Raw genomic sequence first — 24,262 nt, 5'->3', positions numbered from 1 at the left:
TACCCTCACTGTTTTACCAAAGGTTTACCCACAAGGAATTCGAAACTCAGGAGGCCTTTTTGAAAGTGCAATCCATCAGTGAAAACAGAAATCAATTAGAGGTCAATTACAGTTCGGGGAACAGGATTTTAAGAATAGATTTCGAGAAAAATTTCCCCTATCAGATCATGGGTTGGGAGGAAGTAGATGTCAAAGAAGATGGAAAGCAGGAAGTGACCAGAGCAAAGCGGAAGGGATTAAAAGTAATAGACTATTGGAAAAAGAATAAGCTTGAGGATGAGTTTCTGAGGAATGAACTTAATTTGAAATATTAATTATATCAAGGGTTGCCATTTTGAAAAATACAGCATTATTTCTTTTGGCAGCTTCCGGCCTCATGGCCATGCATTATTTCTTTGAAAGAACTGATTTTCTTTGGCAATTAGGGCTATACTCTCTACTTTTTGGAATTTATTATGTTACCATTATCAAAGAAAGTGTACGCCTTGAATTTTGGAAAGGTGTTCTTTTAGCAATTAGTCTAAGACTGCTTTTGATTCCTGTATTGCCCGTTCTCTCGGATGATTATTTCAGGTTTATTTTTGATGGGCAGCTTCTGCTGAATGGAATTAATCCCTATCTCTACCTGCCAGAGGACTCAATGAATATGATTGGAGGACTGGAAGGTGATCCTTATTGGCAGCAATTATTGGAGGAAATGAATTCCACTCCATATTTCTCCGTTTATCCCCCACTGCATCAGGTGTTTTTTGGACTAGCCGCTTTAGGGGGAGAGCAACTCCTGATCAATGTGATTATTTTGAGGTTTGTGATTATCTTCTTTGAGGTTTTGACTTTTTATTTTCTGTACCGTATTCTTAAGCAAGATGGACAATCTATTCATGCCCTTTGGCTGTATGCCTTCAATCCACTGGTAATTTTGGAGCTTTCCGGGAATCTCCATTTTGAAGGGATTGTACTTTGTGGACTTTTGCTATCTGTTTGGATGTGGCAAAAACAACAGGCTTGGGAATCTTCACTTGCCTGGATTTTTGCGGTTGGAGTCAAACTCAGCCCTTTGATTATCGGGCCATTTTGGCTTAAGGCATGGAAAAGTAAAGTGCTTTATATTTTTTTTGGAATTGGTTTTTTGGGCTTTTCACTGATGTTTTTCCCCTTACTTGTAGGAAATGGCTTTGAAGGATTTTTTGATAGTTTAAGGCTGTATCAAAAGAGTTTTGAGTTTAATGCGTCATTTTACTATATCATCAGAAATGTCTGGGAAGCGATAGTTGGGTATAACCCCATTGTTTACCTTGGTCCAACTTTAAGTATTTTTACGCTTATAGCAATATTAGTTTTCACTTATCATTGGAAAATGAAAAATATGCAGGACCTGGCAGAAGGAATGGTATGGATTTACCTGATTTACCTTTTGCTTCAACCTGTTGTCCATCCATGGTACCTGATTCCTGCTTTTGGTTTGAGTGTTTTGACCCAAAACAGACTCTTATTAGTATGGACGGCTATGGTTTTTCTTTCCTATTCGGCTTACATGGAGGAAGATGTTAGGGAAAAACCACTTCTGTTGATTTTGGAGTACGGAACATTATTTATGTTTTTTTATCGAATGTATTTACAGAGATTTGCCAAAAAGATATTCAAGTATACATGAAATCGAGCCTACCTACCGGACAGGCAGGAATGATCCTGTACCTACGGGATCACACACTGGGATGATTGTAAACCATGCGGAGATTCTCCCGAAAGTCGGGACAGGCTATCCCGATACGGGACAAGTTATGACCATTGAAAGAAATTATAATCATATGAAAAATTTAACCTTGATTATATTTGCAAGCATCACTCTTGGATTGATTTCCTGTTCTAAAGAAGATCGAAAGGCCAAAGAGTTGATCAATAGATCCATAAAAGCACATGGTGGACAGGCAACTTGGAATGAATTGCAGGGTTTTGCTATGGAAAAAGAGACTTGGCTTTACTTTGAGGATGGGGAAACTGAAGCACATTCGGTGCAGTATAATTCCTTTAGGAACACCCCTTATTTCGAAGCCACAATTTCTTGGGAAACTGACGGAATGCTTCATCGCCTAAGTTTTGATGGCAGCAAGACACATTATATCATGGGAGAAAACGAAATCCAAAACGAGGGATTTCTACAAAATAAAAAACGAGATATAGACGCAGCCTATTATGTATTGAATAAGCCATTTGATTTGCTTGAGGGAGGGAAAAATCTGGTTTATCAAGGTGAGACTACGTTACCGGAAGGACAACAGGTGGAGGTGGTTCAAGTAATTGATGGAAATCCGCAAGATCCCTTACAGGATATTTGGTGGTATTATTTTGATGCTGAGACAGCAGTTTTGGTAGGGTATAAGGTAAAAACAAGTGATCACTTTAGTCTGGTCTACAACAGAGCTTGGGATGAAAGCCTGGGAATACGATTTCCCTCAAAAAGAGAAAGTTATAGGGTAGACAGTGCATCGAATGTCCTTTACCTCAGGGCTGCTTATGAATATAGAAATTTTGAAAGAAAGTAAATCACCCTTATTATAGAACACTTGATATGAAATTAGTCCTTTTCAATTGCCTATTGCTTCTTTTTTTTGCTGCCTGTGATTCCCTATCTGAGGCGGAAAAGATTGTTAACCGATCTATAGATGCACATGGAGGAGTATTATTTGAAAAAGCTCAAATCAGTTTTGATTTTAGAAACAGATATTACGAAATCCATAAATCCTCAGAACGGTTTGAATATGTACGAGAATTTAGTGATTCTACAGGTCTAGTGAGAGATGTTTTGAACAATGAGGGTTTTGTCAGGACTGTCAATGGAGAAGAAGTAACATTGGAGGACAAATGGATCAGGGCATATACCAACTCTGTGAATTCCGTGGCTTATTTTGCTTTTTTACCTTATGGATTGAATGATTTTGCAGTTTACAAGTCTTATTTGGGTGAAACAGAAATCTCGGGTATACCTTATCATCTGATCAAGGTGACCTTTTCGGAAGAAGGAGGTGGAGAAGATTTTGATGACGAATTTTTATACTGGATTAATCAGGAGAGCTATTTGGTAGATTATCTGGCTTATTCCTACGAAACTGATGGGGGTGGGGTAAGATTTAGAAGGGCCGTTCATCAGCATATTGAAGGTGGCTTAGTTCTTCAGGATTACGAAAACTATCAGCCCAAAGATAAAAATACTCCTTTGGAAGATATGGAGGCCCTTTATAAAGCGGGGGAATTGGAATTGCTTTCGGAGATCGAATTGAAAAATATTAAGGTAGAAATCATCAATTAGAGATTTATGTATTTTGTGAAAATCTGAACAAGGGATTTCTAAATAAGCAGCTTGAAATTTTCAGTTACTTAAAATCAGGATTCCTTCTTTGGATAATCAAAAAACCATTTTTGAGCATTTTCTGGACCTATATTTTTCCAAGAATTTGTATCAAACCTAAGTCCGAATTGTCCAGCTGTGGGAAGATTGTCAATCTGAAATCCCATTTCCCAAATAAAATCGTTGAAACCCGGATTATGGCCGAATATAAAAAGTGTTTCTACTGTCTCATTACATTGCTGTACAAACTGAAGGATTTGGGATGCACTAGCATGGTAGAGATGTTGCGTGAGTATAATTTTTTCCCTTGGGTATTTTAATTGCTCAGCAGTGATAAAAGCGGTGCTTTTTGCTCTTTCGGCATCTGAAGAAATCATAGCATCAGGAAAAATACCCCGTTTCTTAATCCTTTGGGCCATGCGTGGTGCATCTCTTAATCCCCGCTCAGCCAGAGGTCTTCTATGGTCACTCAAAAATGGTTGATCCCAAGCTGATTTTGCATGTCTTATGAGTACAAGGTTTTTCATATTGCCAATTTAACGAAATAAATTTTTGTTTTTTGAACAAGTCTATTTACATTTAAAATACATTTAACCACAAATTTATCTTATTCATTATGCTTACCGGAACAGTAAAATTCTACAATGAAGCAAAGGGATTCGGCTTTATTATTGACGATGAGTCCCAAAGTGATGTTTTTGTCCATGCCACAGGCTTGGTGGACAAAGTAGCCCAAAATGACAAAGTAACTTACGACGTGAAAGAGGGAAAGAATGGCCCCAATGCTATAAATGTAAAAAAAGCATAGTTACCAGTGTTTGTTACCCAGTTCTATGAAAAAGCCCGAAAGGGCTTTTTTTATTTGCGAAGATTTTTCTCCTCTATACGGCTCAGTTCTTCCTGAAGCTTGTTTTTACTGATCCATTGCCCCCTGAGCATCAGTCCTTCCACATCCCGTAAAACTTCAGGGTTTTCCAATGGATTACCGGGAACCATCACAAAATCTGCAGTAAATCCTTCCTTGATTTTGCCAAATTCATTTTCTCTTTCGAAATAACGTGCAACATTGACAGACCCTGATTTCAGAATTTCATCTATTGGAATTCCAGCAACTTGCATGGCTTTGATTTCATTGTGTATGGAAAACCCGGGAACATTAAAAACTTGTGGTGAATCAGAACTCATGATCAAGGGGACTCCTCCTTCATGCAAGGCTAAAAGCATCTTTTCCCTAAAATCAAGATAAGGCTTTACATTCTCTTCCTTGAGTACCCCTTGCTTTTCGAGTAGTTTTTTCTGATTTACCCATTGCTGTACCTGAATTCCTGGCATGTATTTCATTTCCGGTTCAAGTCTAAACTCATCCGCAGGGATGTAACCGAAAAACCTTTCAAACAGAGTTAGGGTTGGGGCTATCCAAGCTCCTCTATCCAAAGTCAGTTGAACCAATTCTGGAATACGGCTTTGATCCCCTTCCTCTACCAAAAGCATGCTAAAGGGTCCTGCGACTTGTGGGTCCAGCCTTTCCCTGTCATCAATCAAAGCTTCAATGTATCCATCCATGTGTTCTATGGACCTATAACCGTGATTTAATGAGTTTTGAAGACCAACATCAAGAGAAACGTGGCCACCAAACTTGATGTCCACTTCCTGAGCGGTCTCAGCTATGGCTAAAAACCTTGGCATATCCAGACCAGGGTGTAGTTTCAGGTGATCGTAGCCCGCTTCTTTTTGTTCTCTTACCATTTTTGCACCAGCTTCGGGGTTTTCTACAGAATCTCCGTTAAGTGAAGGACCTGCTGCAAATATCCTAGGACCAGTAATTTCTCCGGATTGTATTTTCTGTTTGAGTTCCAAATGAGAAGGGTGACCTATCATTCCCCTCACGTTCAGTATGCCATTTGCCAGGTAAAGCCACATGGTATCTTCTATATAGGAAAAATCATCCGTATTGGTAGTGGGAATATGAGAGTGCATCTCTGCGAGCCCTGGGTAGACATAAAAGCCTTTACCATCGATTTCCTCAGCTCCCGCAGGTATTGAAGCATCAGCGTTTAGAATAGCTTTTATTTTACCCTTGCTGACATGAATGGCTTTGTCTTTTTGGATTCCGTCATCTTCCATGCTGAGAACATGGATGTTTTTGATAAAAAAATCCTGCGCAGGTAGTCGCTGATTGATAAACAGCATGACAGTGAAGGCTAGTACTTGTATGGAAATCATTTTGATAGTGTTCATGATGGTGAGGTTTTAGGGTTTACTTTCCAGACTGTTTTTTTAGTAACAACCAGTCGGTATGATGAAATTCGCCATTGGGGTCGTCTTTTCGTTGGTATTTATGCGCTCCAAAATAATCTCTCTGGGCTTGTAGTATGTTAGCAGATGAGTTTTCTATGATACGTCCCAATAAGTAATTAGCGGCAGCTGACATTACTGGAAGCGCAAATTCATGTTGAAGTCCTAGTCCTACAATAAAAGTCAGGTCAACTTTCAGTTCTTTAATTTTTGAGACAGTTTTTTTGTGTTTCAAAAGGCTGTCAGTTTCCTTGAAAACATGTACCAATTCTTCCATTAAGCTGGATCTGATGATACATCCATTGGTCCATATCCTTGAAATTTCAGAAAAATTCAGGTTCCAGCCATTTTCATCAGAAACTTCTTTCATCAGACTGTAACCAGTCTCATGGTTGATGATCCGGCAAAGGGTATAGGCATTTTTTATTCTTTCCATCAAAAGCACCTTGTCTTCTCCAAATGCACGAAACCTATGTTTGAAAATCTCAGCGAGCTCAATCCGGTCATTTTTTTTTGCAGATAATTGTCTGGCTGTGACAGCCTCTGCCAAAGGAGAATAAGCCACATGATGTTTCAATGCAGTGCCAAGTGACCATCCTCCGGTACCTTTCTGCCCGGCAACATCTAAAATCAGGTCCACTAAAAATTCATCCTTCTCTTTTGTCAGATAGATATCGGTGGTGATTTCCAAAAGGTAGTTTTTCAGTCCGTCACTGATCCAGTCTTTGATGATTCTGGAAATTTCTGGTGGGCTGAGTCTGAGTCCAAAACGCAAAAGGTGTACAGTTTCGGCTATTACCTGCATTTCCCCGTATTCAATACTATTGTGGACCATTTTGATAAAATGCCCTGAACCCTCTGGACCTACGTAGGTCATACAGGCGTTTCCATTCTTATCTTTGGCTGCGATTTTTTGCAGGTATTCTTGTATTAGGGAAAAAGCCTCAGTATTACCACTTGGCATAAGGGAGGGTCCTTTTCTGGCTCCTTCTTCTCCTCCTGAAATGCCCATAGGCATAAAGTGAATGCCTTTTGTCAGCATATTTTCTACACGTCTATTGCTGTCTTCGAAAAAGGAATTGCCGCCATCAATAACAATATCCCCGGGACTCAGGTCTGCGGAAAGTTGTTCAAGTTGGGCATCTACAGCTACACCGGCAGGTATCATCAATAATATTTTCCTTGGTGTTTCCAAAGACTGGAGAAACGCATCTAAGGCATCAAAACCTTTAAGCAAAGGGAATTCTTTATGTTCTTCTACAAAATCTGTGGCTACTTTTTCCTCTTTTCCGGGTACAGTTCTATTGAAAACAGATGTTCCGATGCCATTTTCCACAAAATTTAAGGCTAGGCTTTTCCCCATTACACCCATACCTATTATGCCAAGTTTTGATTTCATTTTATCAAAATTCAGGTGAGTAAAAATATCTTTGACTATATCTTCTGGATTTTTGGAAACATCCACATGCAATCCATATTCAGGTTCCTCCCATGTTTCGAGCTGAGAATCCAAAAGTCCGGGATTCATATAATGATTTTCTCTGTTCTGCAACCTTTCTTCTAGGATGACTTTTTCACCTTTAAGATGTATCCAAAAGATATTACTGTTCACTTGGAGCTTTTGACGATAGGCCTCCTTGAGCGCTGAACAAGCTAAAATGGCTCCACCGCTTTTTTCCCAATCCTTTATGTGTATTGCTAGATTTTCCAGCCAAGGAGCCCTATCTTGGTCTGAAAGCGGGATGCCTTGGGTCATTTTTTCCACATTTGAACTTGGATGAAAATCATCAGCATCGAAAAATGGCAAATGGGTTTTTTGTGAAAGTAATGTTCCCACTGTTGTCTTACCACTGCCTGAAACGCCTGTTACTATTATTACCATAGTCGAAGTTAATAAAATTAATTATTTTCACTTGTTAGAATTTCGTCATGAGCCTAGAATCAAATTTAAACAGCAGTCTCTTTTTTACCCAGAAGGTCGGAGAGCTTCATTCCAGAGACCTAAAAATCATCCCTCCGGATATGCCTGTTTTTGAGGCAGCCAAACTGATGTCAGCAGAAAAAGTTGCTTGTTTGTTTGTAGGAGATCCTTCCATAAAAGGTTTTGTGACAGACATTACGCTTAGAGATAAGGTGTTGGCTCAAAACCTCAGTGCCGAAGTACCTGTGGGGACGATAATGGATAGTAAGCTTGTTGCTATCTCCAATGATGCACTTTTATATGAGGCTTTACTGCTGATGTTCAAGACCAAGACAAGATATCTTTTAGTTAAGGACAAGGATAAATATATAGGTCTGATAAGTAGAAATAAAATTTTAACAGCCCAATATCAGGGACCATTTATCCTGATTCAGTCGGTCAAGCAGTCCCAGCACACAGAAGAATTGGCTCAAAAATGGAAATACGTACCAAATATGGTCTACCGCTTGGTAGAAAGGGGACTAAGAGCTCAAATCATCAATCAGATCATCACCACCATCAATGATGCCATTGCCTTAAGGGTAATTGAAAATACCATCAGGGAAATGGGACCTGCTCCAGCGAGCTTTGTTTTTATGGTTTTGGGATCTGAGGGAAGGTCTGAACAAACCTTGGTGACAGATCAGGATAATGCGATTATTTATGAAGACAAGGCAAATGAGCAAAGGGAACTGGTAAGAGATTATTTTTTGGAATTTGCTGAAAAGGTGTCAGCTGCCCTTGACACCATAGGGTTTGAATTCTGTAAAGGTGGATATATGGCAAAAAATCCAAAATGGACACATTCCCTTTCGCACTGGAAAAGAAATTATGAATCCTGGATCACAAGCTCTACTCCCGAAACTATGATGAAATATGCCACTTTTTTCGATTGCAGGGCGATTTATGGAGACTTTACGCTCTTGGATGAATTGAGGGCCTTTATGGATCAGCAACTCCAACACCCTACAGAAAAGTTTTTTATCAATTTGGGGACCAATGCTCTCCAATATGAACCGCCTTTGACATTTTTCAGAAAACATATCAAAACCTTTAAAATAGATGGTGAGGAGCATTTCAATATCAAGCACACCATGACACCTATAGTGGACCTTACCAGATTGTTTGCTTTGAAACATAGGATTTTTGAAACTAATACAGGTAATAGGATTGAAAAACTTCAGTCTATTGGGGTTTTTTCTTCCAAAGAGGCAAAGGAACTGAATCATGCTTACTATTATCTGATGGGATTAAGGCTGGAAAAGCAATCACTTTCCATGATAAGGAAAGGTCAAAAACCAGTTAATTATGTAGCTATCAAAGAACTTACCAAAGTGCAAATGGTAACCTTGGTTGAAATATTTAAGGTGATCAAAGAATTTCAGTTGAAAATTAAGATAGAATTTACTAAGAATATATTTTAAGTAAGAACTATAATCTTTTTTAAATTTTTTATAAAAGTCTATGATTTAAATCAAAAGTTTTTTTATTTTGTGATGTAAATAAATGACCATGCTGTCTTTGTGTGATTGGAAGTTTAGTGCAGCGTCAAGTTACTTAGTGGTTATTTATTTTAATTTACCCATACATTACCGAATAATTATCTTGTTTGAGAATATGAAAGTTACTGAACCGAAGTAGCCCAAAATTAGCAACACTTAACATCTAAAAATAACCATTTATGCTCAGCAATTATCCTTTATCAGAAGTTGAAAAAGCATTCCTTGAGGAGTCAGGTGCAAAAACTGTCAGCACCAAGATACCCTATCTTTTGGTAGACAATTTCCCTAAACTTGGCCTGATTACAGCTTGTCGATTTTTGGAATGGGCAGCCAGCAACCCTGATGGGGTAATCAGCCTTCCTACCGGAAAGACACCTGAATATTTTATCAAATGGAGCCAGTTTCTTCTTGATAATTGGGATACCAAAAAAGGTAAGGAAATCAGAAAACGCTACAATTTGGGAGATGTCAAAAAGCCCGTTCTCAGCGGGTTGACTTTTGTGCAAATAGATGAGTTCTACCCCATTTCTGCCGAGCAAAACAACAGCTTTTTCCATTATGTGAATAAGTTCTACTTGGAAGGTTTCGGCCTCAGCAAGGAAAAAGCGATTTTGATCAACTCTGATGAAATTCCTCTTGCTGGCGGAAGACATTTCAAAGAAGTCTTCCCTGATATGAAGGTAGATCTCTCTTTAAGGTTTAGAGAACCCAAAACCGCATCTGAAAAAATCCAACAGGAATCTATATACCTCATAGACAAATGGTGTGGAGAATATGAACAAAGGATCAGAGACTTAGGTGGTATAGGTTTCTTTCTTGGAGGTATTGGACCTGATGGACATATTGCCTTTAATACCAGAGGATCGCATGTTTTTTCTACCACAAGACTTACTGAAACCAATTTTGAAACCCAAGCGGTAGCAGCTGGGGATTTGGGAGGAATTGAGGTGTCTGCCAATAGGTTGGTTATTACCATCGGATTGGATACCATAGTTTATAATCCAGAGGCGGTTGGTATTATCATAGCCGCAGGAGAAGCCAAAGCACAGATTGTAAAGGATAGTTTGGAAAATTCCTTAGACAATATTTATCCTGCCACAGTTTTACAGAAATTGAAAAACGGAAGATTTTACCTGACTAGAGGTGCGGCTGTGAGGTTGACTGATTCTGTAGACCGATATTATGAAACAGGAGAATGGACTTGGGAAAAAACCGAAAGATCTGTTGTAGATCTTTGTAAAAAACTGAAAAAATATGGTCACAGGCTGAAGCTTGAAGACCTGAAAAATGATAAATATGCTTCCATGATTCCAGACCTGTCAGAAAACACGGTTAACCAAGTCATGGAAAGCATGGTAGAGAAACTCAATAGGGGTTTAATAAAAGAGAAAAATGAAGTTTTGCTTCACACTGGGCCTCATCATGATGATATCTCCTTGGGTATATTACCTCATATTACCAACCAATTACAGGAGAACAGTAATGAGGCCCATTTCTCTGTTTTGACCTCTGGATTTACAGCTGTAACAAACAGCTTTGTGATTGACACCTTACTGCACACCAAAAAATTGTTGGATGAGGGTGAGATTCAAATGGTTAATTATGAAGACTTTTTTGAGGTTGGGTACAAACTCAAGACTGACAAAGATGTATACCATTATCTGACTAAGGTGGCTGCGGAAGACGGGAATGGAAAAAAGAGAGGCTTATGTCATAGGGTAATTAGGGCCTTGGTTATCATCTACAAGGTCAAAAATAAACAACAGCTGAGGGAAACCATCAATGATGTGATCAGCATACTCCGCAATTCTTATGATGGGGAGAAAAACCCTTCCAAAATCCAGACACTAAAAGGGATGATCAGGGAGTTTGAAGAGGAATTGGTATGGGCACACTTTGGCGTTCAGGTCAAAAATGTACATCACCTTAGACTAGGATTTTATACTGGAGACATTTTCACTGAACAGCCTGATAAAAAAAGGGACGTGGAGCCTATTTTGGAAATGTTCAAAAAAATAAATCCTACTAAAATCAGCTTGACACTGGATCCTGAGGGTTCAGGTCCAGACACCCATTACAAAGTTTTGCAGGCAACCGCAGAAGCAGTCAGGAAATGGGGGGAAGAAAAGGACTTAAGCGATCTCCGGGTTTTGGGATACAGGAACGTATGGTTCAAGTTTGAGCCACATGAGGCCAATGTAATTGTTCCTGTTTCATTAGGAGATATGTCAGTGATGGAAGATTCATTTTCAAATTGTTACATGAGCCAAGTCAATGCCTCTTTCCCAAGCTATTCGCATAATGGGAAATTCAGTACCGTAGCCAAGAGAATTTGGGTTAGCCAACTCAACGATATACAGTTACTATTAGGGAAAAATTATTTTTACCTGCATGAAACTGCCAAAGTAAGGTCTAGTCATGGATTGATCTTCTTCAAAGATATGAATGTGGAAGAATTCCTTGCCCATGCCAGAGAACTCGAAAAATCCATTGAGGGTATGTTATAACTACAGCTCAAACCTATTTTCAGGTAAAGAAAAGGGAAACCTTTTCTTTACCTGTTTTCATTACCCTAAGATTTAAACCTATGCTCAATACCGAAAGACCTATATTGGGAATGGATATCGGAGGCACTTCTATCAAAGCTGGAGTGTTGATAGGTAGCCAATTAGAGGACATCAGGTCCATACCTACACCTGCGCAGATGCCGCAGGATTTTATTTTACAGGCTATAGTTGACTTTATCAAAACCTATCTCCACCATGACTTTTATGCCATCGGAATCGGAATTCCGGGTCTGATTGATGTAGAAAAAGGCATTGTATTGAATTTGGGTAATATTCCTTCTTTCAAAAAAGTTTATCTAAAGGATTTTATACAGGAACAATTCGACAAACCCACTTTTATTAACAACGACGCCAATTGTTTTGCTTTGGGTGAATACAGGTTTGGGGTTGCCGAGAAATTCAAACATGTGGTCGGGATTACGCTTGGTACCGGTTTGGGCGGAGGGATAATTGCCAATGGTCATTTGTACTGTGGGCATAATTGCGCAGCCGGCGAATGGTGCTCGGTACCTTACCTGGATAATGATTTTGAAGAATATTGCAGCAGTAAGTTCTTTATTTCCAAATATGGAGCAAAGCCTAAAGCACTGTATAAAAAAGCACAAAAGGGTGATCCTCAGGCTTTATTGGCTTATCAGGAGTTTGGACATCACATGGGAGAGTTGATCAAGCATATTTTGTATGCGATGGCACCCGAAGCTATTGTTTTGGGAGGTTCCATTCGCAAAGCCTACCCCTATTTCAAAGACAGCATGATGGAGACTATTTCTACATTCAGGTATCCATCTATCAGTGGCAACTTGAAGGTATTGATTTCTAATTTGGATGAAACTGCCATTCACGGAGCAGTAGCTTTGGTAGATGAGTATATTACCTTGCCTAGGACCGTACATTAAAAATTATTCTTAATTCAAATCTGACATCCAAAGCGACCCTTTTTCTAAAATTTCAAGTACTCTTTACGAATGCTGATTTAAAAATAGCACTTGCTTTATCCTGAAAACTTAAGTTCACGGAATATTATTTGGGAAAAACAATGAGCTGAACCTACAGCTCTGAAATTATTCGTAACTTGCAGCGAAATAAGAACCCAAATTTTATGATTTATAATTCCATAATAGAAACCATTGGAAACACTCCGCTAGTCCGTCTCAACAAGCTCAACAAAGGCATAAAGGGAGACATCTTAGTAAAAGTAGAATATTTCAACCCTGGCAATTCCATGAAGGACCGAATGGCCATCAAAATGGTAGAAGACGCAGAAAGAGAAGGACTTCTCAAGCCAGGGGGGACCATTATTGAAGGTACTAGTGGGAATACGGGAATGGGTCTTGCACTTGCTGGAATCGCTAAGGGCTACAAGTGCATCTTTACAATGGCAGATAAGCAATCCCAAGAGAAAATTGATATCCTCAAAGCAGTGGGTGCCGAAGTGATTGTTTGTCCTACCAACGTATCACCTGATGATCCGAGGTCATATTATTCGGTTGCCAAAAAACTCAATGAGGACATCCCCAACTCTTTTTATCCGAACCAATATGACAACCTTTCCAATACAAAGGCTCATTATGAGACAACGGGTCCTGAGATTTGGAAAGATACAGAAGGAAAGATAACCCATTATGCTGCAGGTGTAGGAACCGGTGGTTCTATGTGTGGAACAGCTAAATTTTTGAAAGAGCAAAATCCTGATATTGTAACTGTAGGTATAGATACTTATGGCTCGGTATTCAAAAAGTATAAGGAAACTGGAGTTTTTGATGAGAATGAGGTTTACCCTTACCTGACTGAAGGTATAGGAGAAGACATCTTGCCAAAGAATGTAGACTTTTCTGTAATAGACCACTTTGTCAAAGTGACTGACAAGGATGCTGCAGTGATGACTAGAAGGATGTCAAGGGAAGAAGGTCTTTTCATAGGTTGGTCCTGTGGTTCCGCTGTACATGGTGCTTTAGAATGGGCCAAGGAAAATCTTAATGAAGGCGATACCATGGTAATTATTTTGCCTGATCACGGTACAAGGTATCTTGGCAAAATATACAATGACGATTGGATGAGAAATCACGGTTTCTTGGAGAATAAGACCTTTGGAACTGCAAGGGATATTATAGCTTCCAGAAATGGAGCTTACCAATTGGTTGTTTCCCAAAAGTCCGATAAGGTCAAAGATGCCATTGCACTTATGAACGGTAAGTCAGTTTCTCAAATCCCTGTAATGGATAACGGACATGTGGTGGGTAGTATTACTGATAATAAACTGCTTTCAAAAATTATTGAAAATTCTGATTTGAAAGATGCAGCAGTTTCAGAGGTCATGGAGGATTCTATGAAGTTTGTGGCTCTGGACAGTACACTTGATGTGTTATCTTCTATGGTGGACAAGGAAAAAGCTGTTTTGGTAAGGGATGACAATCATCAGATCCATATCATTACCAAGCACGATATACTGGAAGCCATCACCAAATAGTTGTGTTTCATAGAAAAACAGCTTATCCCAAAACATTAATGTGTTATTTTCGGATTATATAACAAAGGCAGGGTAGTAATTATCCTGCCTTTGCTTTGTAGATAAAGACAATGAGCAAGGAAAAACTGGCAATCATAAGAGCTAAGGGTTACGATTTTGATATTCAAAATCTTTTTGAAAGGGCTTGGGAAATGTACAAAATTCAACCCTTGCTGAATGCCTCGTTTACCATGTTGATCATTTCTGCCAATCTCCTTGCAGGGCTTTATTTCAGGGATTATGCATTTTTGTATTCGCTTTTTTTAGCCCCGCACCTTTTTTCCGGCTTTTATTTCGTGGCCAACAAATACAGTCAGGGCGAACATGTCGTGTATCCTGATTTCTTCAAAGGCTTTTCATTTTACATGCCCATATTTTCAATTTGGCTTATTGGCCAGATCATTACTGCATTGGGCATTTTTGCTTTTGTGATTCCTGGAATTTACCTGGCAGTTGCCTATAACTTTGCGGTTTTGATGGCAATTTTTGGAGGATTTGATTTTTGGAATGCATTGGAAGAAAGCCGTAAACTGATTACAGTTCGCTGGTGGAAGTTTGCATTGCTGTTTCTGATTATCATCATCCTTAATGTTCTTGGGGCCCTTTTCTTTTTGTTTGGCTTGGTTCTCACCCTTCCTATTTCCTATTATGCGACCTACATTTTATTTGAAGACCTTACGGAAGATATTTTCTCAGATGAGACGTGATTTTTTGGATGGCTAATTTTCTCAAACATTTTGACTAAATTGAAAGCATGAATGTGATGAAGAAACTGGGATTTTATTCGGCATTTGTGTTGCCTTTGCTCTTGATATCTGGGTTTTATCTTGGAGGTATAGGTTTTTCATTGATTCATATTTTTGTTTTCATTCTTGTTCCTGTTTTGGATTTCTTTATCAGAAAAGACCAGGAGAATGTTCCTGAAAATCAGATTCCCATTTTGACCAAAGAGAGGTTTTACAAACTGGTCATTTTCAGTTGGGTTTATGTGCAGCTTGCTGTATTGGTTTGGGGTTTTTTCGTCATAGCCAATCGTTCGCTGAGTTTATCTGAGTGGTTGTGGTTTTCTTCGGGGATGGCATTGGTGACAGGAGGTGTAGGCATTACCGTTGCGCATGAACTTGGACACAAAGCAGGGAAATTAGAACAGTTTTATGCCAAGGTGCTATTGATGACAGTTTGTTATATGCATTTTATCGTAGAGCACAATAGAGGCCACCATGTCCGTGTAGCTACTCCTGATGATCCTGCTACCAGTAGAAGAGGAGAGTCCTTTTATTCTTTTTGGTGGAGGTCTGTCAGTGATGGTTATCTATCCGCAATTCAATTGGAACAGCAGCGATTGGAAAAAATAAATGCAAAGACTTGGTCTTTTCGAAATAATATGATTTTGTTTACCATCCTTCCCTTACTTTTTGTTGGGGTATTCACAGTTGGTTTTTCGCTATCGCAATCAAGGGTGGTTTGGGAAATACCTGTTTTCTTTTTTGCGCAAAGTATCTTGGGCTTTAGCCTCCTTGAATTGGTAAACTATATAGAACATTATGGGATGGAAAGAAAGAAGCTTCCTAATGGTAGGTACGAAAGAGTGACTCCATTGCATAGTTGGAATGCCAGTCATACCGTCAGTAATTTTTTACTTTTTCAGTTGCAGAGACATTCTGATCACCATGCTTTTGCTTACAAACCGTATCAAATCCTAGAGCACCACAACGACAGCCCTCAGTTGCCTCAAGGATATTCAGCGATGATCATTCTTGCACTTGTCCCACCTTTATGGTTTAGGGTTATGGACAAAAGACTGGAAACGTGGAAAACAGAAGTGATCGGCTCAATCCAATAAGAAATTATTGAAAAAGGTACTTTTCAGTGCCAGCCAAGCAAAGAAAAAGATCATTCCCCAAAACATATATGCCCTGTAGTAATCTACAGTTTCCTTGTACCTGTTTTCGAGAATTTCTGCCTTTTCCATTTCGTCGATCTGTTCAAAAATCTGCTCTAAAGCGTTACCGTCAGATGCACGGAAAAACTTGCCACCTCCAATTTCTGCAATTTCTCTCAAAGTGGTTTCATCCAGGTAACTTTCTATCATTTGAGGGCGTCCAAAGAAATCAGTACCATAAGGTACAGGGCCGTCTTTTCCCACTGCTATGGAGTAAATTTTGATATCAAGGGCAGCGGCAAGCTGGGCTGCATATACCGGATCAATGTTACCTGCATTGTTTTCTCCATCACTTAGCAGGATCATTACTTTAGAATTAGAATCTGATTCCCGCATACGGTTTGCACCTGCTGCAAGGGCACTCCCTATGGCAGTTCCCTTAGCATCCATCATATTGAAAGAAATATCTTTTACCAAATCGGTTAAAAGCACATAGTCTGTCGTCAAAGGAGCTAGGGAATAGGCTTCTCCAGAAAATATGACCATGCCTATTCTATCTCCAAACCTGCCATTTATGAATTCTATGGCCGTTTCTTTGGCTGCTTCAAGTCTATTTGGTTTGAAATCCTGTAAATCCATGGATTCTGAAATATCCAACACCATCATGATGTCAATGCCCTCAGTGTATTGTTCTACACGCTCATTGGTGCGCTGTGGTCTCGCCAAAGCAATTACCATCATAAGCAAGGCGAGCATAAAGAAAAGCCCAGGGATGAGCCTGAGATAGGTCCAGGGGTTGCTTTGGGATACGGACCCTGGAAGTGAAAGCTCTAATACCGGGTTTTTAAGGAATTTGATAAATTTCCTTAAAGTTAACAATAAAGGGACAATCCATAGAAGATGTAGTGCCCAGAGATTTTCCCAGTCAAAAGATTGTAGCGTGTTGGGCCAAAACCAATACAATGAGAAAAAATCGACTATACTATTCGCGCTCATCAGGGCTTGTAATTTTTTGGTTGTATGTATCCGTACAGATATTTCTTAAATTTTGACAGGCTTGCGGAAGATCCTGACCTTCTTTGCCAGCATAAATAATCATTTCGATTTCCCTGAAATCCTTGATGATCTCTTTGTTCTTAAGGAAATCTGATATTTCTGTAGTAGTCCAATCGCGGAAAGGTCTGTTTTTCAAGTGCTCCATGTAAGTTTTCCATAGACCCAAAAGCTCATCAGCATGATCCATGTCAGGATTGCTGGCAAAAGCTTTTTCTGCTTTTTCCCACCTTTTGATAAACCGCCTGTATTTCTTTTTCTCAAGATAAATTTCCCATTTTCTTCGAAGTGTAGTGCCAAAGAAGAAAGCAATCAACCCAACTAACACAAGAACAGCTAATATTACTGAAATCCAGAGTGGATAATTAAACTCCATTTCAATGGGCTGGTAAACATTATTTTCCCTGAATGAAAGCTCTTGTGGAATTTGATCAATAGTTAAAGTAAGGGCAAGTCCCGCTTCATTTGGTCTGTGTTCCAGACTATCATATTTGAATATCTCAAAGACAGGAAGGGAAAATTCAGTAACTGGGTCAAGAGAAAAATTTGAAATGTAATATACAGCAGAGTCAATTGTTACGCCTTCGTTGGTATAAGTGATATAAGTCTTTTTTTCCAACAGCTCAAAAGGGCTATAATCGAAAGTAGAATCAGGAAAGACAACATTATATCCTTTTCCATATTTGGCCTTCAGGATATAAGGGACCCTTTCACCAATTTTGGCGGAGTCTTGCAGAAAATATCCTTCCACCTCGATATTCTGGCTATTGCCAGCGAGGCTGAATGTCATCAGCAACAATGCACATAAATATGTTTTCAATACCTTATCCACGTTTCATTGAACGGTTACGTTTTTTAAATAATTCTATCAGTGGCAATACAATGTCATCTTTGGTGCTGATTCCCAAATAATTGATTTGATTCTTTTTACATACATTTTGCAGGTGAGTTCTTTCAGAAGTGAAAGTATCAGCTATTTTTTTTGAAAATGAACCAAAGGCAGTATTGACCCAAGTGGTTCTGCCTTCCTCCTTGTCATAGACAGGTATTATGCCTAAAGAAGGCAAAGCAGCTTCTTTAGGGTCGGAGATTTGAATGGCTACCAAATCATGTCTTTCAGCAAGCGCTTTGAAAGGGCGCTCATAACCTTCATCAATGAAATCTGAAATCACAATAATGATACTTCTTTTTTTGATAAGGTTGAGTGCAAAGCTGAATAATTCCTTCAAGTCTGTTTTGAGAGATTTGTTTTGATGATTGAAAATGGCTTGTATAATTTTAACTCCCTGTTTGGGACCCTTTCCTGGCAATATTATTTTTTCTTTTTGATCAGAAAAAGATATCAAGCCAACCTGACTCCCTTCAAATATTCCTGCCAATGTCAGTACTCCTGCAATTTCCTTGCTTACATCCATTTTCTTTCTGAGTACGTCCCCCACATCTTGCGAGCCAGATATGTCCAAAAGAAAATAGACGGATTGGTCTTTCTCCTCACGGAATGTCTTAACAAATGTTCCGTGACCTTTGGCCGAAACTTTCCATTCTATTGTCCTTACGTCGTCTCCGTATTGATAAGGTCTCAAGTCGTCAAACTCCAAACCAGCTCCTTTGAAAATGGATTGGTAATCACCCTGAAGGTGGTTGTTAGCCACTTTCCGGATCATAATTTCGTATCTGCGGAGTTTTTTGAGTAGTTGGTTCATTCAGATGATTTTCGGATGCCTAATTTAAGGCAGTCTTTTGAATTATAAAATGCAATAACTTTGGTCGGTAGTTAATATTTGTCAATTGGGTGATTTGAGCGTAAGATTTTATTATCAAACGCAAAAGAATGTAATTGTATACCCATATTGGCATCAAAATTATCAGAAGACACGTTGATTCCTTCGAATATTATTAATTTTGTTTCGTGAAAAAAACAATAATCCTTATTCTCATCACCTTTTCTTTTTATGCCTGTGGTAATGACAAGCTACCCGAGGGAATCCTTAGTGAGGAAAAAATGGTTGAGGTCATGATTGATATACACCTTACTGAAGGTTTGGTCAGTACCTTTCCCATTCACTATGATTCTTCAAGGGTTTTGTATCCCATGTTTGAAAAAGAGGTTTTTAAAAAACATCAGCTGTCGGATTCGGTTTTCCTAAAAAGCCTTGAATATTACATGAGAGATGCTCGCTTTATGGATAGGTTATACGCCCGTACGATTGACTCTTTGCATGTAATAGAAAAAGAAGGAAATAAAAGCCAATGATGCGATACCCCGATAACCTGGAGGACAAAATCAACTTTACCAAAATCAGGGAATTGCTCGTAGAAGAGTGTAGCAGTTCTTTAGGAGCAGATTTTGTTAAAAAAATGTCCTTTTCAAAGGACCATAACCTCGTCAATAAATTACTGGATCAAACAGAAGAATTTAGGAAAATCATCCAATCTGGGGAATTTTTCCCGGCTTCTAATTTCACCAACATCCATCCTTTTCTCGAAAAAGCTAAAATTGAAGGTACTTTTCTTTATGAGGACGAGTTTCATGAAATCAAGCTTTCCCTGAGTACCCTCAGCAGCTGTATTGCGTTTTTTTTGGATCATGAGGAAGAATATCCGCAGCTTTTTCAACTGTTGGGTTTAGTGAATCTCAATAATGATTTGTTGAGGGCGATAGAAAGAATCATCGATGAAAAAGGTAAAATAAGAAATAATGCCTCCAAAGAACTTTCTCTGATCAGGTCTCAGATTCTTTACGAAGAGAATAGACTCAGGAAGGTTTTGGAAAGGATTTTCCGTGAAGCTAAAGGAAAGGGCTTTACACCGGATGATGCTTCGATTACCATTAGAGGTGGAAGAATGGTGATACCTGTTTTGGCTGAAAACAAAAGGAAAATCAAGGGTTTTATCCATGATGAATCAGCTACAGGGCAGACGGTATTTTTGGAACCTGCCGAGGTTTTGGACATCAATAATGATTTGATGGACTTAGCTTATATGGAAAAGCGGGAAATTCAGAGGATTCTTACGCAGTTGACAGACCAGCTCCGCCCATATATACCTGAGCTCAGGAGGGCTTTCCACTTTCTTGGAATGGTGGATTTTATTAGGGCAAAGGCCAAGTTTGCTATCAAAACAACTTCCAACAGGCCTAAAATAGAAAAAGCGAGACAACTCAATTGGGCGGAAGCCCGACATCCACTTTTGGAATTTGCGCTCAAGCAACAAGGGAAGAGGGTGATCCCACTCAATATATCACTAGACCATAACCGCAGGCTTTTAGTCATTTCAGGACCCAATGCTGGAGGTAAATCGGTTACATTAAAAACTGTAGCCTTAATTCAATACATGCTTCAATGTGGGCTTTTAATACCGGTAAATGAAGCATCCATTTGTACCTTATTCGATAATTTTTTCATTGATATAGGTGACGAACAGAATATAGAAAATGACTTGAGTACTTACAGCTCACATTTGATGAGTATGAAATACTTTTCCCAATTCGCTGACAAAAAGACTATCCTTTTTATTGATGAATTCGGTACAGGTACAGAACCCTTATTTGGAGGTGCGATAGCTGAGGGGATTTTATTGGCATTGAACAGGAGTGGAGCTTACGGAGTGGTTACTACCCATTATGGAAACCTAAAACAGGTCGCTTCCAAAAATCAAGGTTTGGTCAACGGAGCGATGCGTTATGATGTGGATAAATTGGAACCACTGTATCAACTTGAAATTGGCAAACCAGGCAGTTCTTTTGCCTTGGAGATAGCCTCTAAAATAGGTATTCCAAAGGATATCATTCAATATGCCAAAGACAATATAGGGGAGGAGCGGGTTAAATATGACCGTATGCTTACCAAGTTGGAGAATGAAAAGAGCAAGTATGAGCAGGTGATATCTGAGGCACAAAGGAAGGAAAGGCTTTTGGAAATCAGGTTAAAGGAATACAACGACCTGAAAGAGACCATAGAAAACAATAAGAAGAAATACCTTCAAGAAGCTAAAGAAGAGGCTAAAATTCTCCTTGAAGATGTAAATAAAAAGATAGAAGCTTCCATTAAAGCCATCAAAGAAAGTAAAGCTGATAAAGAAATCACTAAAAAAATCAGGGCAGAGATTGAAGAGGTAAAGACCAAAGTCCGGCCAGAAAAGAAAGTATATGTAAAGCCGGAAATAAAGGTAATTGCAGGTGATATTGAAATTGGAGATTTTGTTCGAGTCAAGGATAATGGGGCTTTGGCGGAGGTGTTGGCCATTAGGAAAAAAGAGGCAGAAATCAGCATTGGAGACTTGAAATCAAAAGTGAAACTTAATCGATTGGAGAAAATTTCCGGAACGGAAATGAAAAAGGAGAAAAAGTCTGTAGCCAAAAGATCAGGTTTTGACACTACTTCAAAAATGATGGATTTCTCTCCAAACTTGGATATCAGAGGAAAAAGAGGAGAAGAAATCTTAACCCTAGTCCAAAACTTTGTAGATGATGGGTATATGTTGGGCCTCAAGGATTTGAGGGTTGTTCATGGTAAAGGAGATGGAATACTTAGAGAAATTACCCGGAACCTCCTGAGAAGTATGAAACAGGTAGCCAAAACCGAAGACGAACATGCCGATAGGGGCGGATCTGGCGTTACTTTAGTGACTCTGAGGAGTTAAATTCAGGTTATTTTTTAGAAATGATCCTGATGTTAGAAGGAATAGTATCCTGATATCCATTCAATATCCATAAATATCAGCTGGAAAAAGGGTATAAGAACGATAAATGCCTAATTTAAAATCTTTGAAGGATCGGTAATTATTTTTAATTACTGTTTCCTTTTCAAATTGAAAGTATAGCTTCCTGCCACGGCTTCCACCCTTGCGTTGCTTGGCATGGGTATGGTAAACTGAAGTCTTAGATCTCCTCCGGTTCGGGTAAATGAGATTTCCTGATTAGCAGCTGGTCTGCTACCAGAGAGTGTTATTTTATCCAGGTTATCACCTACAAAACTCCAATTTCCATTGCTATCGAAAAGGTCGTTGTTGTTTACAGTGGTATAAGTTCTGGAATCCTGATTGGCAGCAAAAGTAAGTTCAAATCCGCTGTAATTAGCGGTTTCTGATCTATTGTCTCTTACTACTGAACCACCACCTTCCAGGGTCCAAACTTGTGAAGAACCACCAGTAAGGTCTTCAGTTGCCAGTTCTGCCGGAGTTTTCTGCGGTTCTGGATCATCGTCTCCATTTCTGTCACAGGAAATCAAAACTAGGCTTGAGCAAAACGCTATCAGTAGGAGTAAAAATAATTTTCGCATAGAGGTAATAGATTTTGGAAAGGTTAAATTTAATCAATCACAACGATTTTCAAAGTTTTGATTTTAGCTTATAATCTTCAATATGGATTTTTTCGTTGCAGAACACATATTCTTTAGGTTCATTGCTGCATATGATCAGTGTTTTTTCTTTGCAATATGCCTCTACCATATTTAGATACCATTCCACACCTTTTTGATCAAGGTTGGAAGTAGGCTCATCAAATAACACTAAAGGGACATCTGAAAAAACGCAAAGTCCTATTTTAAGTCTTTGTTTCATTCCGGAACTGAACTGACTGATGGACTTGTGTTGCTGGTTGTCTAAATACATGATTTCCATCATTTCACTAAATCCTATACCCGGGATTGGGTTTTTGAATTTGAAATGGAAATGTAATAACTCCAAGAGTGTGAACTCCTCTGGTAATTCCAAGTAAGGTGCGCTGATAACAAGATATTTATATAAATCAGCCTCTGCCACGTCATGTGCTTGGAAAGTATATTTGATATTACCTTCAGTGAGTGGCTGTATGGCCGAAATGCTTTTGAGCAGGGTGGATTTTCCAGAACCATTGCTACCTGTGATTACACATTTGGTCCCGGGAGGGATGTGATAGGTCAGTTTCCTGAAAATCCAATCATATTGGAATCTTTTACCTGCATTAATAAAATCTAAAGTCAACATTGTCAGGAAATATACCCTTTCATAACGCCTCTTTCCGAGGAACGTATGAAATTGACGATTTCATCCCTTTCTTTGGTAGCAGGTAGGTTGATTTCAATTTCTTCCAAGGCCCTGGAATTATTCATACTGTTTAAGAAAAGGTACCTGTAGACTTCCTGGATATGGCTGATGGCTTCACTGGAAAAGCCACGTCTTCTTAATCCGAGGCTGTTAACACCTGCATAGCTAAGTGGTTCACGTGCCGCTTTAGTAAAAGGAGGAACATCCTTTCTGACCAATGAACCGCCTGAAATCATGGCATGCATGCCTACTTTAACGAATTGGTGAATGGCACTACTTCCTCCAATGATGGCCCAATCATCTATATTGACATGACCAGCCACTTGAACAGAATTGGCTATAATAACACTGTCTCCTACAAAACAATCATGCGCTATATGCACATATGCCATCAGCAAACAATTGTTACCTATTTTGGTATTCCTTTTATCTAATGTACCACGGCTTATAGTGACACACTCTCTTATGGTAGTATTATCACCTATTTCCACAGTTGAATCTTCTCCTTGGAATTTCAGGTCTTGAGGTATAGCTGCAATGACTGCCCCAGGGAATATCTTACAGTTTTTGCCTATTCTAGCTCCGGGGAAAATGGTTACATTAGATCCTATCCAAGTTCCTTCACCGATTTCTACATTCTCATGAATCATAGTAAAAGGGTCAATATGAACACCTTCTCCGATGACTGTATTTTTTCCTATATGGGATAAATTGCTGATCATGATTCTTTTCTTACAATACTGGCTGTCATTACAGCCTCACAAACTAGGGTGTTGCCTACAAAAGCTTCTCCTTTCATTTTTGCAATACCTCTTCTTATTGGTGCTAATAATTCACACTTAAAAACCAAAGTGTCACCTGGTAACACCATTTTTCTGAACTTACAGCTTTCGATTCCAAGAAAATAAGTCCAATAATTTTCAGGATCATCTACAGTACTCAAAACTAAAATACCTCCAGTCTGTGCCATGGCCTCAACTTGGAGCACACCTGGCATTACAGGATTGTTTGGGAAGTGTCCCATGAAAAACGGCTCATTGATCGTAACGTTTTTCACACCCGCAACAACTGTGTCATCAAGGTAAATTATTTTATCCAAAAGCTGGAAAGGGTATCTATGAGGCAGA

General features: G+C 39.1%; 22 protein-coding genes and 1 pseudogene. 13 read left to right on the top strand and 10 right to left on the bottom strand.

Annotated features, from left to right (window positions below):
* From EA341_RS03630 to EA341_RS03615, 4 genes and pseudogenes are all read left to right on the top strand, one after another.
* Nucleotides 1–314, top strand: a pseudogene (locus tag EA341_RS03630) (hypothetical protein); the annotation flags it as partial.
* 20 nt (nt 315–334) lie between these two features.
* Nucleotides 335–1,654: a carotene biosynthesis protein gene (locus EA341_RS03625; RefSeq protein ID WP_293011397.1), complete on the top strand. Its 1,320-nt coding sequence runs from the start codon at nt 335–337 to the stop codon at nt 1,652–1,654.
* The gene (locus EA341_RS03620; RefSeq protein WP_293011395.1) at nt 1,626–2,543 is read left to right on the top strand and encodes a hypothetical protein; all 918 of its coding nucleotides are present in this window, start codon (nt 1,626–1,628) and stop codon (nt 2,541–2,543) included. The genes EA341_RS03625 and EA341_RS03620 overlap by 29 nt, the downstream gene beginning before the upstream one ends.
* 26 nt (nt 2,544–2,569) lie before the next feature.
* The gene (locus tag EA341_RS03615; RefSeq protein ID WP_293011393.1) at nt 2,570–3,307 is read left to right on the top strand and encodes a DUF6503 family protein; all 738 of its coding nucleotides are present in this window, start codon (nt 2,570–2,572) and stop codon (nt 3,305–3,307) included.
* A 74-nt stretch (nt 3,308–3,381) separates the two neighbouring features.
* Here the strand turns inward: EA341_RS03615 and EA341_RS03610 are convergent, their stop codons facing one another.
* Nucleotides 3,382–3,873, bottom strand: a complete 492-nt coding sequence (locus EA341_RS03610) for a histidine phosphatase family protein (RefSeq protein ID WP_293011391.1) — start codon at nt 3,871–3,873, stop codon at nt 3,382–3,384.
* A gap of 89 nt (nt 3,874–3,962) precedes the next feature.
* On the opposite strand from EA341_RS03610, the gene EA341_RS03605 reads away from it, so the two are divergent.
* Nucleotides 3,963–4,154, top strand: coding sequence for a cold-shock protein (locus EA341_RS03605; RefSeq protein ID WP_293011389.1), 192 nt, complete (start codon nt 3,963–3,965; stop codon nt 4,152–4,154).
* Nucleotides 4,155–4,204: 50 nt separating this feature from the next.
* Here the strand turns inward: EA341_RS03605 and EA341_RS03600 are convergent, their stop codons facing one another.
* Both EA341_RS03600 and gndA read right to left on the bottom strand, forming a co-directional pair.
* Nucleotides 4,205–5,584, bottom strand: coding sequence for an amidohydrolase family protein (locus EA341_RS03600; RefSeq protein ID WP_293011387.1), 1,380 nt, complete (start codon nt 5,582–5,584; stop codon nt 4,205–4,207).
* 19 nt (nt 5,585–5,603) lie between these two features.
* The gene (gene gndA / locus EA341_RS03595) at nt 5,604–7,523 is read right to left on the bottom strand and encodes an NADP-dependent phosphogluconate dehydrogenase (RefSeq protein ID WP_293011385.1); all 1,920 of its coding nucleotides are present in this window, start codon (nt 7,521–7,523) and stop codon (nt 5,604–5,606) included.
* 47 nt (nt 7,524–7,570) lie between these two features.
* On the opposite strand from gndA, the gene EA341_RS03590 reads away from it, so the two are divergent.
* The 6 genes from EA341_RS03590 to EA341_RS03565 all read left to right on the top strand — a co-directional run bounded on the left by EA341_RS03590 (nt 7,571) and on the right by EA341_RS03565 (nt 16,019).
* Nucleotides 7,571–9,025, top strand: coding sequence for a DUF294 nucleotidyltransferase-like domain-containing protein (locus tag EA341_RS03590; protein WP_293011383.1), 1,455 nt, complete (start codon nt 7,571–7,573; stop codon nt 9,023–9,025).
* 257 nt (nt 9,026–9,282) lie between these two features.
* Nucleotides 9,283–11,610 carry a glucosamine-6-phosphate isomerase gene (locus EA341_RS03585; protein WP_293011382.1) on the top strand — a complete coding sequence of 776 codons (2,328 nt, stop codon included), beginning with the start codon at nt 9,283–9,285 and terminating at the stop codon, nt 11,608–11,610.
* 80 nt (nt 11,611–11,690) lie between these two features.
* Entirely contained in the window at nt 11,691–12,566 is an 876-nt protein-coding gene (locus EA341_RS03580; RefSeq protein ID WP_293011381.1) for an ROK family protein, read from the top strand.
* Between the two features lie 203 nt (nt 12,567–12,769).
* Nucleotides 12,770–14,137, top strand: a complete 1,368-nt coding sequence (locus tag EA341_RS03575) for a pyridoxal-phosphate dependent enzyme (protein WP_293011380.1) — start codon at nt 12,770–12,772, stop codon at nt 14,135–14,137.
* Between the two features lie 110 nt (nt 14,138–14,247).
* Entirely contained in the window at nt 14,248–14,883 is a 636-nt protein-coding gene (locus tag EA341_RS03570) for a hypothetical protein (RefSeq protein ID WP_293011379.1), read from the top strand.
* 56 nt (nt 14,884–14,939) lie between these two features.
* Complete coding sequence (locus EA341_RS03565) at nt 14,940–16,019, top strand: alkane 1-monooxygenase (RefSeq protein WP_293011401.1); 1,080 nt, start codon at nt 14,940–14,942, stop codon at nt 16,017–16,019.
* Here the strand turns inward: EA341_RS03565 and EA341_RS03560 are convergent.
* From EA341_RS03560 to EA341_RS03550, 3 genes are read right to left on the bottom strand one after another with little or no spacing between them, the layout of a single operon-like run.
* Nucleotides 16,008–17,054, bottom strand: coding sequence for a VWA domain-containing protein (locus EA341_RS03560; protein ID WP_293011378.1), 1,047 nt, complete (start codon nt 17,052–17,054; stop codon nt 16,008–16,010). The genes EA341_RS03565 and EA341_RS03560 overlap by 12 nt on opposite strands.
* A complete protein-coding gene (locus EA341_RS03555; protein ID WP_293011376.1) occupies nt 17,041–17,931 on the bottom strand; it encodes a hypothetical protein in 891 nt (296 codons plus the stop codon). The genes EA341_RS03560 and EA341_RS03555 overlap by 14 nt, the downstream gene beginning before the upstream one ends.
* Before the next feature lie 4 nt (nt 17,932–17,935).
* On the bottom strand, nt 17,936–18,814 hold the full coding sequence (locus EA341_RS03550) for a DUF58 domain-containing protein (RefSeq protein ID WP_293011374.1): 879 nt from the start codon (nt 18,812–18,814) through the stop codon (nt 17,936–17,938).
* Nucleotides 18,815–19,020: 206 nt separating this feature from the next.
* On the opposite strand from EA341_RS03550, the gene EA341_RS03545 reads away from it, so the two are divergent.
* Both EA341_RS03545 and EA341_RS03540 read left to right on the top strand, forming a co-directional pair.
* Complete coding sequence (locus EA341_RS03545) at nt 19,021–19,365, top strand: DUF4296 domain-containing protein (protein ID WP_293011373.1); 345 nt, start codon at nt 19,021–19,023, stop codon at nt 19,363–19,365.
* Nucleotides 19,365–21,752, top strand: coding sequence for an endonuclease MutS2 (locus EA341_RS03540; protein ID WP_293011399.1), 2,388 nt, complete (start codon nt 19,365–19,367; stop codon nt 21,750–21,752). The genes EA341_RS03545 and EA341_RS03540 overlap by 1 nt, the downstream gene beginning before the upstream one ends.
* A gap of 149 nt (nt 21,753–21,901) precedes the next feature.
* Here the strand turns inward: EA341_RS03540 and EA341_RS03535 are convergent, their stop codons facing one another.
* The 4 genes from EA341_RS03535 to fabZ all read right to left on the bottom strand — a co-directional run.
* Nucleotides 21,902–22,390, bottom strand: a complete 489-nt coding sequence (locus EA341_RS03535) for a hypothetical protein (protein WP_293011372.1) — start codon at nt 22,388–22,390, stop codon at nt 21,902–21,904.
* 49 nt (nt 22,391–22,439) lie between these two features.
* On the bottom strand, nt 22,440–23,075 hold the full coding sequence (locus tag EA341_RS03530) for an ATP-binding cassette domain-containing protein (RefSeq protein WP_293011371.1): 636 nt from the start codon (nt 23,073–23,075) through the stop codon (nt 22,440–22,442).
* Between the two features lie 2 nt (nt 23,076–23,077).
* Nucleotides 23,078–23,857 (bottom strand): acyl-ACP--UDP-N-acetylglucosamine O-acyltransferase, encoded by a 780-nt coding sequence (gene lpxA, locus EA341_RS03525; RefSeq protein ID WP_293011370.1) that lies wholly within the window; start codon nt 23,855–23,857, stop codon nt 23,078–23,080.
* Nucleotides 23,854–24,262, bottom strand: a 409-nt coding sequence (gene fabZ, locus EA341_RS03520; RefSeq protein ID WP_293011368.1) for a 3-hydroxyacyl-ACP dehydratase FabZ, incomplete at its 5' end; no start/stop codon positions are given. The genes lpxA and fabZ, both read right to left, overlap by 4 nt.

It is taken from the genome of Mongoliibacter sp., from assembly GCF_007692705.1.
Classification (GTDB): domain Bacteria; phylum Bacteroidota; class Bacteroidia; order Cytophagales; family Cyclobacteriaceae; genus Mongoliibacter.
Note: the sequence above shows the minus strand (reverse complement) of the source record. Positions and strands in the feature narration are given on the sequence as shown.

Coding starts and splice junctions, on each gene's coding strand:
- EA341_RS03535 (WP_293011372.1), bottom strand. CDS start 22,390: ATGCGAAAATTATTTTTACTCCTACTGATAGCGTTTTGCTCAAGCCTA.
- EA341_RS03585 (WP_293011382.1), top strand. CDS start 9,283: ATGCTCAGCAATTATCCTTTATCAGAAGTTGAAAAAGCATTCCTTGAG.
- EA341_RS03605 (WP_293011389.1), top strand. CDS start 3,963: ATGCTTACCGGAACAGTAAAATTCTACAATGAAGCAAAGGGATTCGGC.
- EA341_RS03550 (WP_293011374.1), bottom strand. CDS start 18,814: ATGAACCAACTACTCAAAAAACTCCGCAGATACGAAATTATGATCCGG.
- EA341_RS03530 (WP_293011371.1), bottom strand. CDS start 23,075: ATGTTGACTTTAGATTTTATTAATGCAGGTAAAAGATTCCAATATGAT.
- lpxA (WP_293011370.1), bottom strand. CDS start 23,857: ATGATCAGCAATTTATCCCATATAGGAAAAAATACAGTCATCGGAGAA.
- EA341_RS03600 (WP_293011387.1), bottom strand. CDS start 5,584: ATGAACACTATCAAAATGATTTCCATACAAGTACTAGCCTTCACTGTC.
- gndA (WP_293011385.1), bottom strand. CDS start 7,523: ATGGTAATAATAGTAACAGGCGTTTCAGGCAGTGGTAAGACAACAGTG.
- EA341_RS03610 (WP_293011391.1), bottom strand. CDS start 3,873: ATGAAAAACCTTGTACTCATAAGACATGCAAAATCAGCTTGGGATCAA.
- EA341_RS03580 (WP_293011381.1), top strand. CDS start 11,691: ATGCTCAATACCGAAAGACCTATATTGGGAATGGATATCGGAGGCACT.
- EA341_RS03615 (WP_293011393.1), top strand. CDS start 2,570: ATGAAATTAGTCCTTTTCAATTGCCTATTGCTTCTTTTTTTTGCTGCC.
- EA341_RS03570 (WP_293011379.1), top strand. CDS start 14,248: ATGAGCAAGGAAAAACTGGCAATCATAAGAGCTAAGGGTTACGATTTT.
- EA341_RS03590 (WP_293011383.1), top strand. CDS start 7,571: ATGAGCCTAGAATCAAATTTAAACAGCAGTCTCTTTTTTACCCAGAAG.
- EA341_RS03575 (WP_293011380.1), top strand. CDS start 12,770: ATGATTTATAATTCCATAATAGAAACCATTGGAAACACTCCGCTAGTC.
- EA341_RS03540 (WP_293011399.1), top strand. CDS start 19,365: ATGCGATACCCCGATAACCTGGAGGACAAAATCAACTTTACCAAAATC.
- EA341_RS03560 (WP_293011378.1), bottom strand. CDS start 17,054: ATGAGCGCGAATAGTATAGTCGATTTTTTCTCATTGTATTGGTTTTGG.
- EA341_RS03565 (WP_293011401.1), top strand. CDS start 14,940: ATGAAGAAACTGGGATTTTATTCGGCATTTGTGTTGCCTTTGCTCTTG.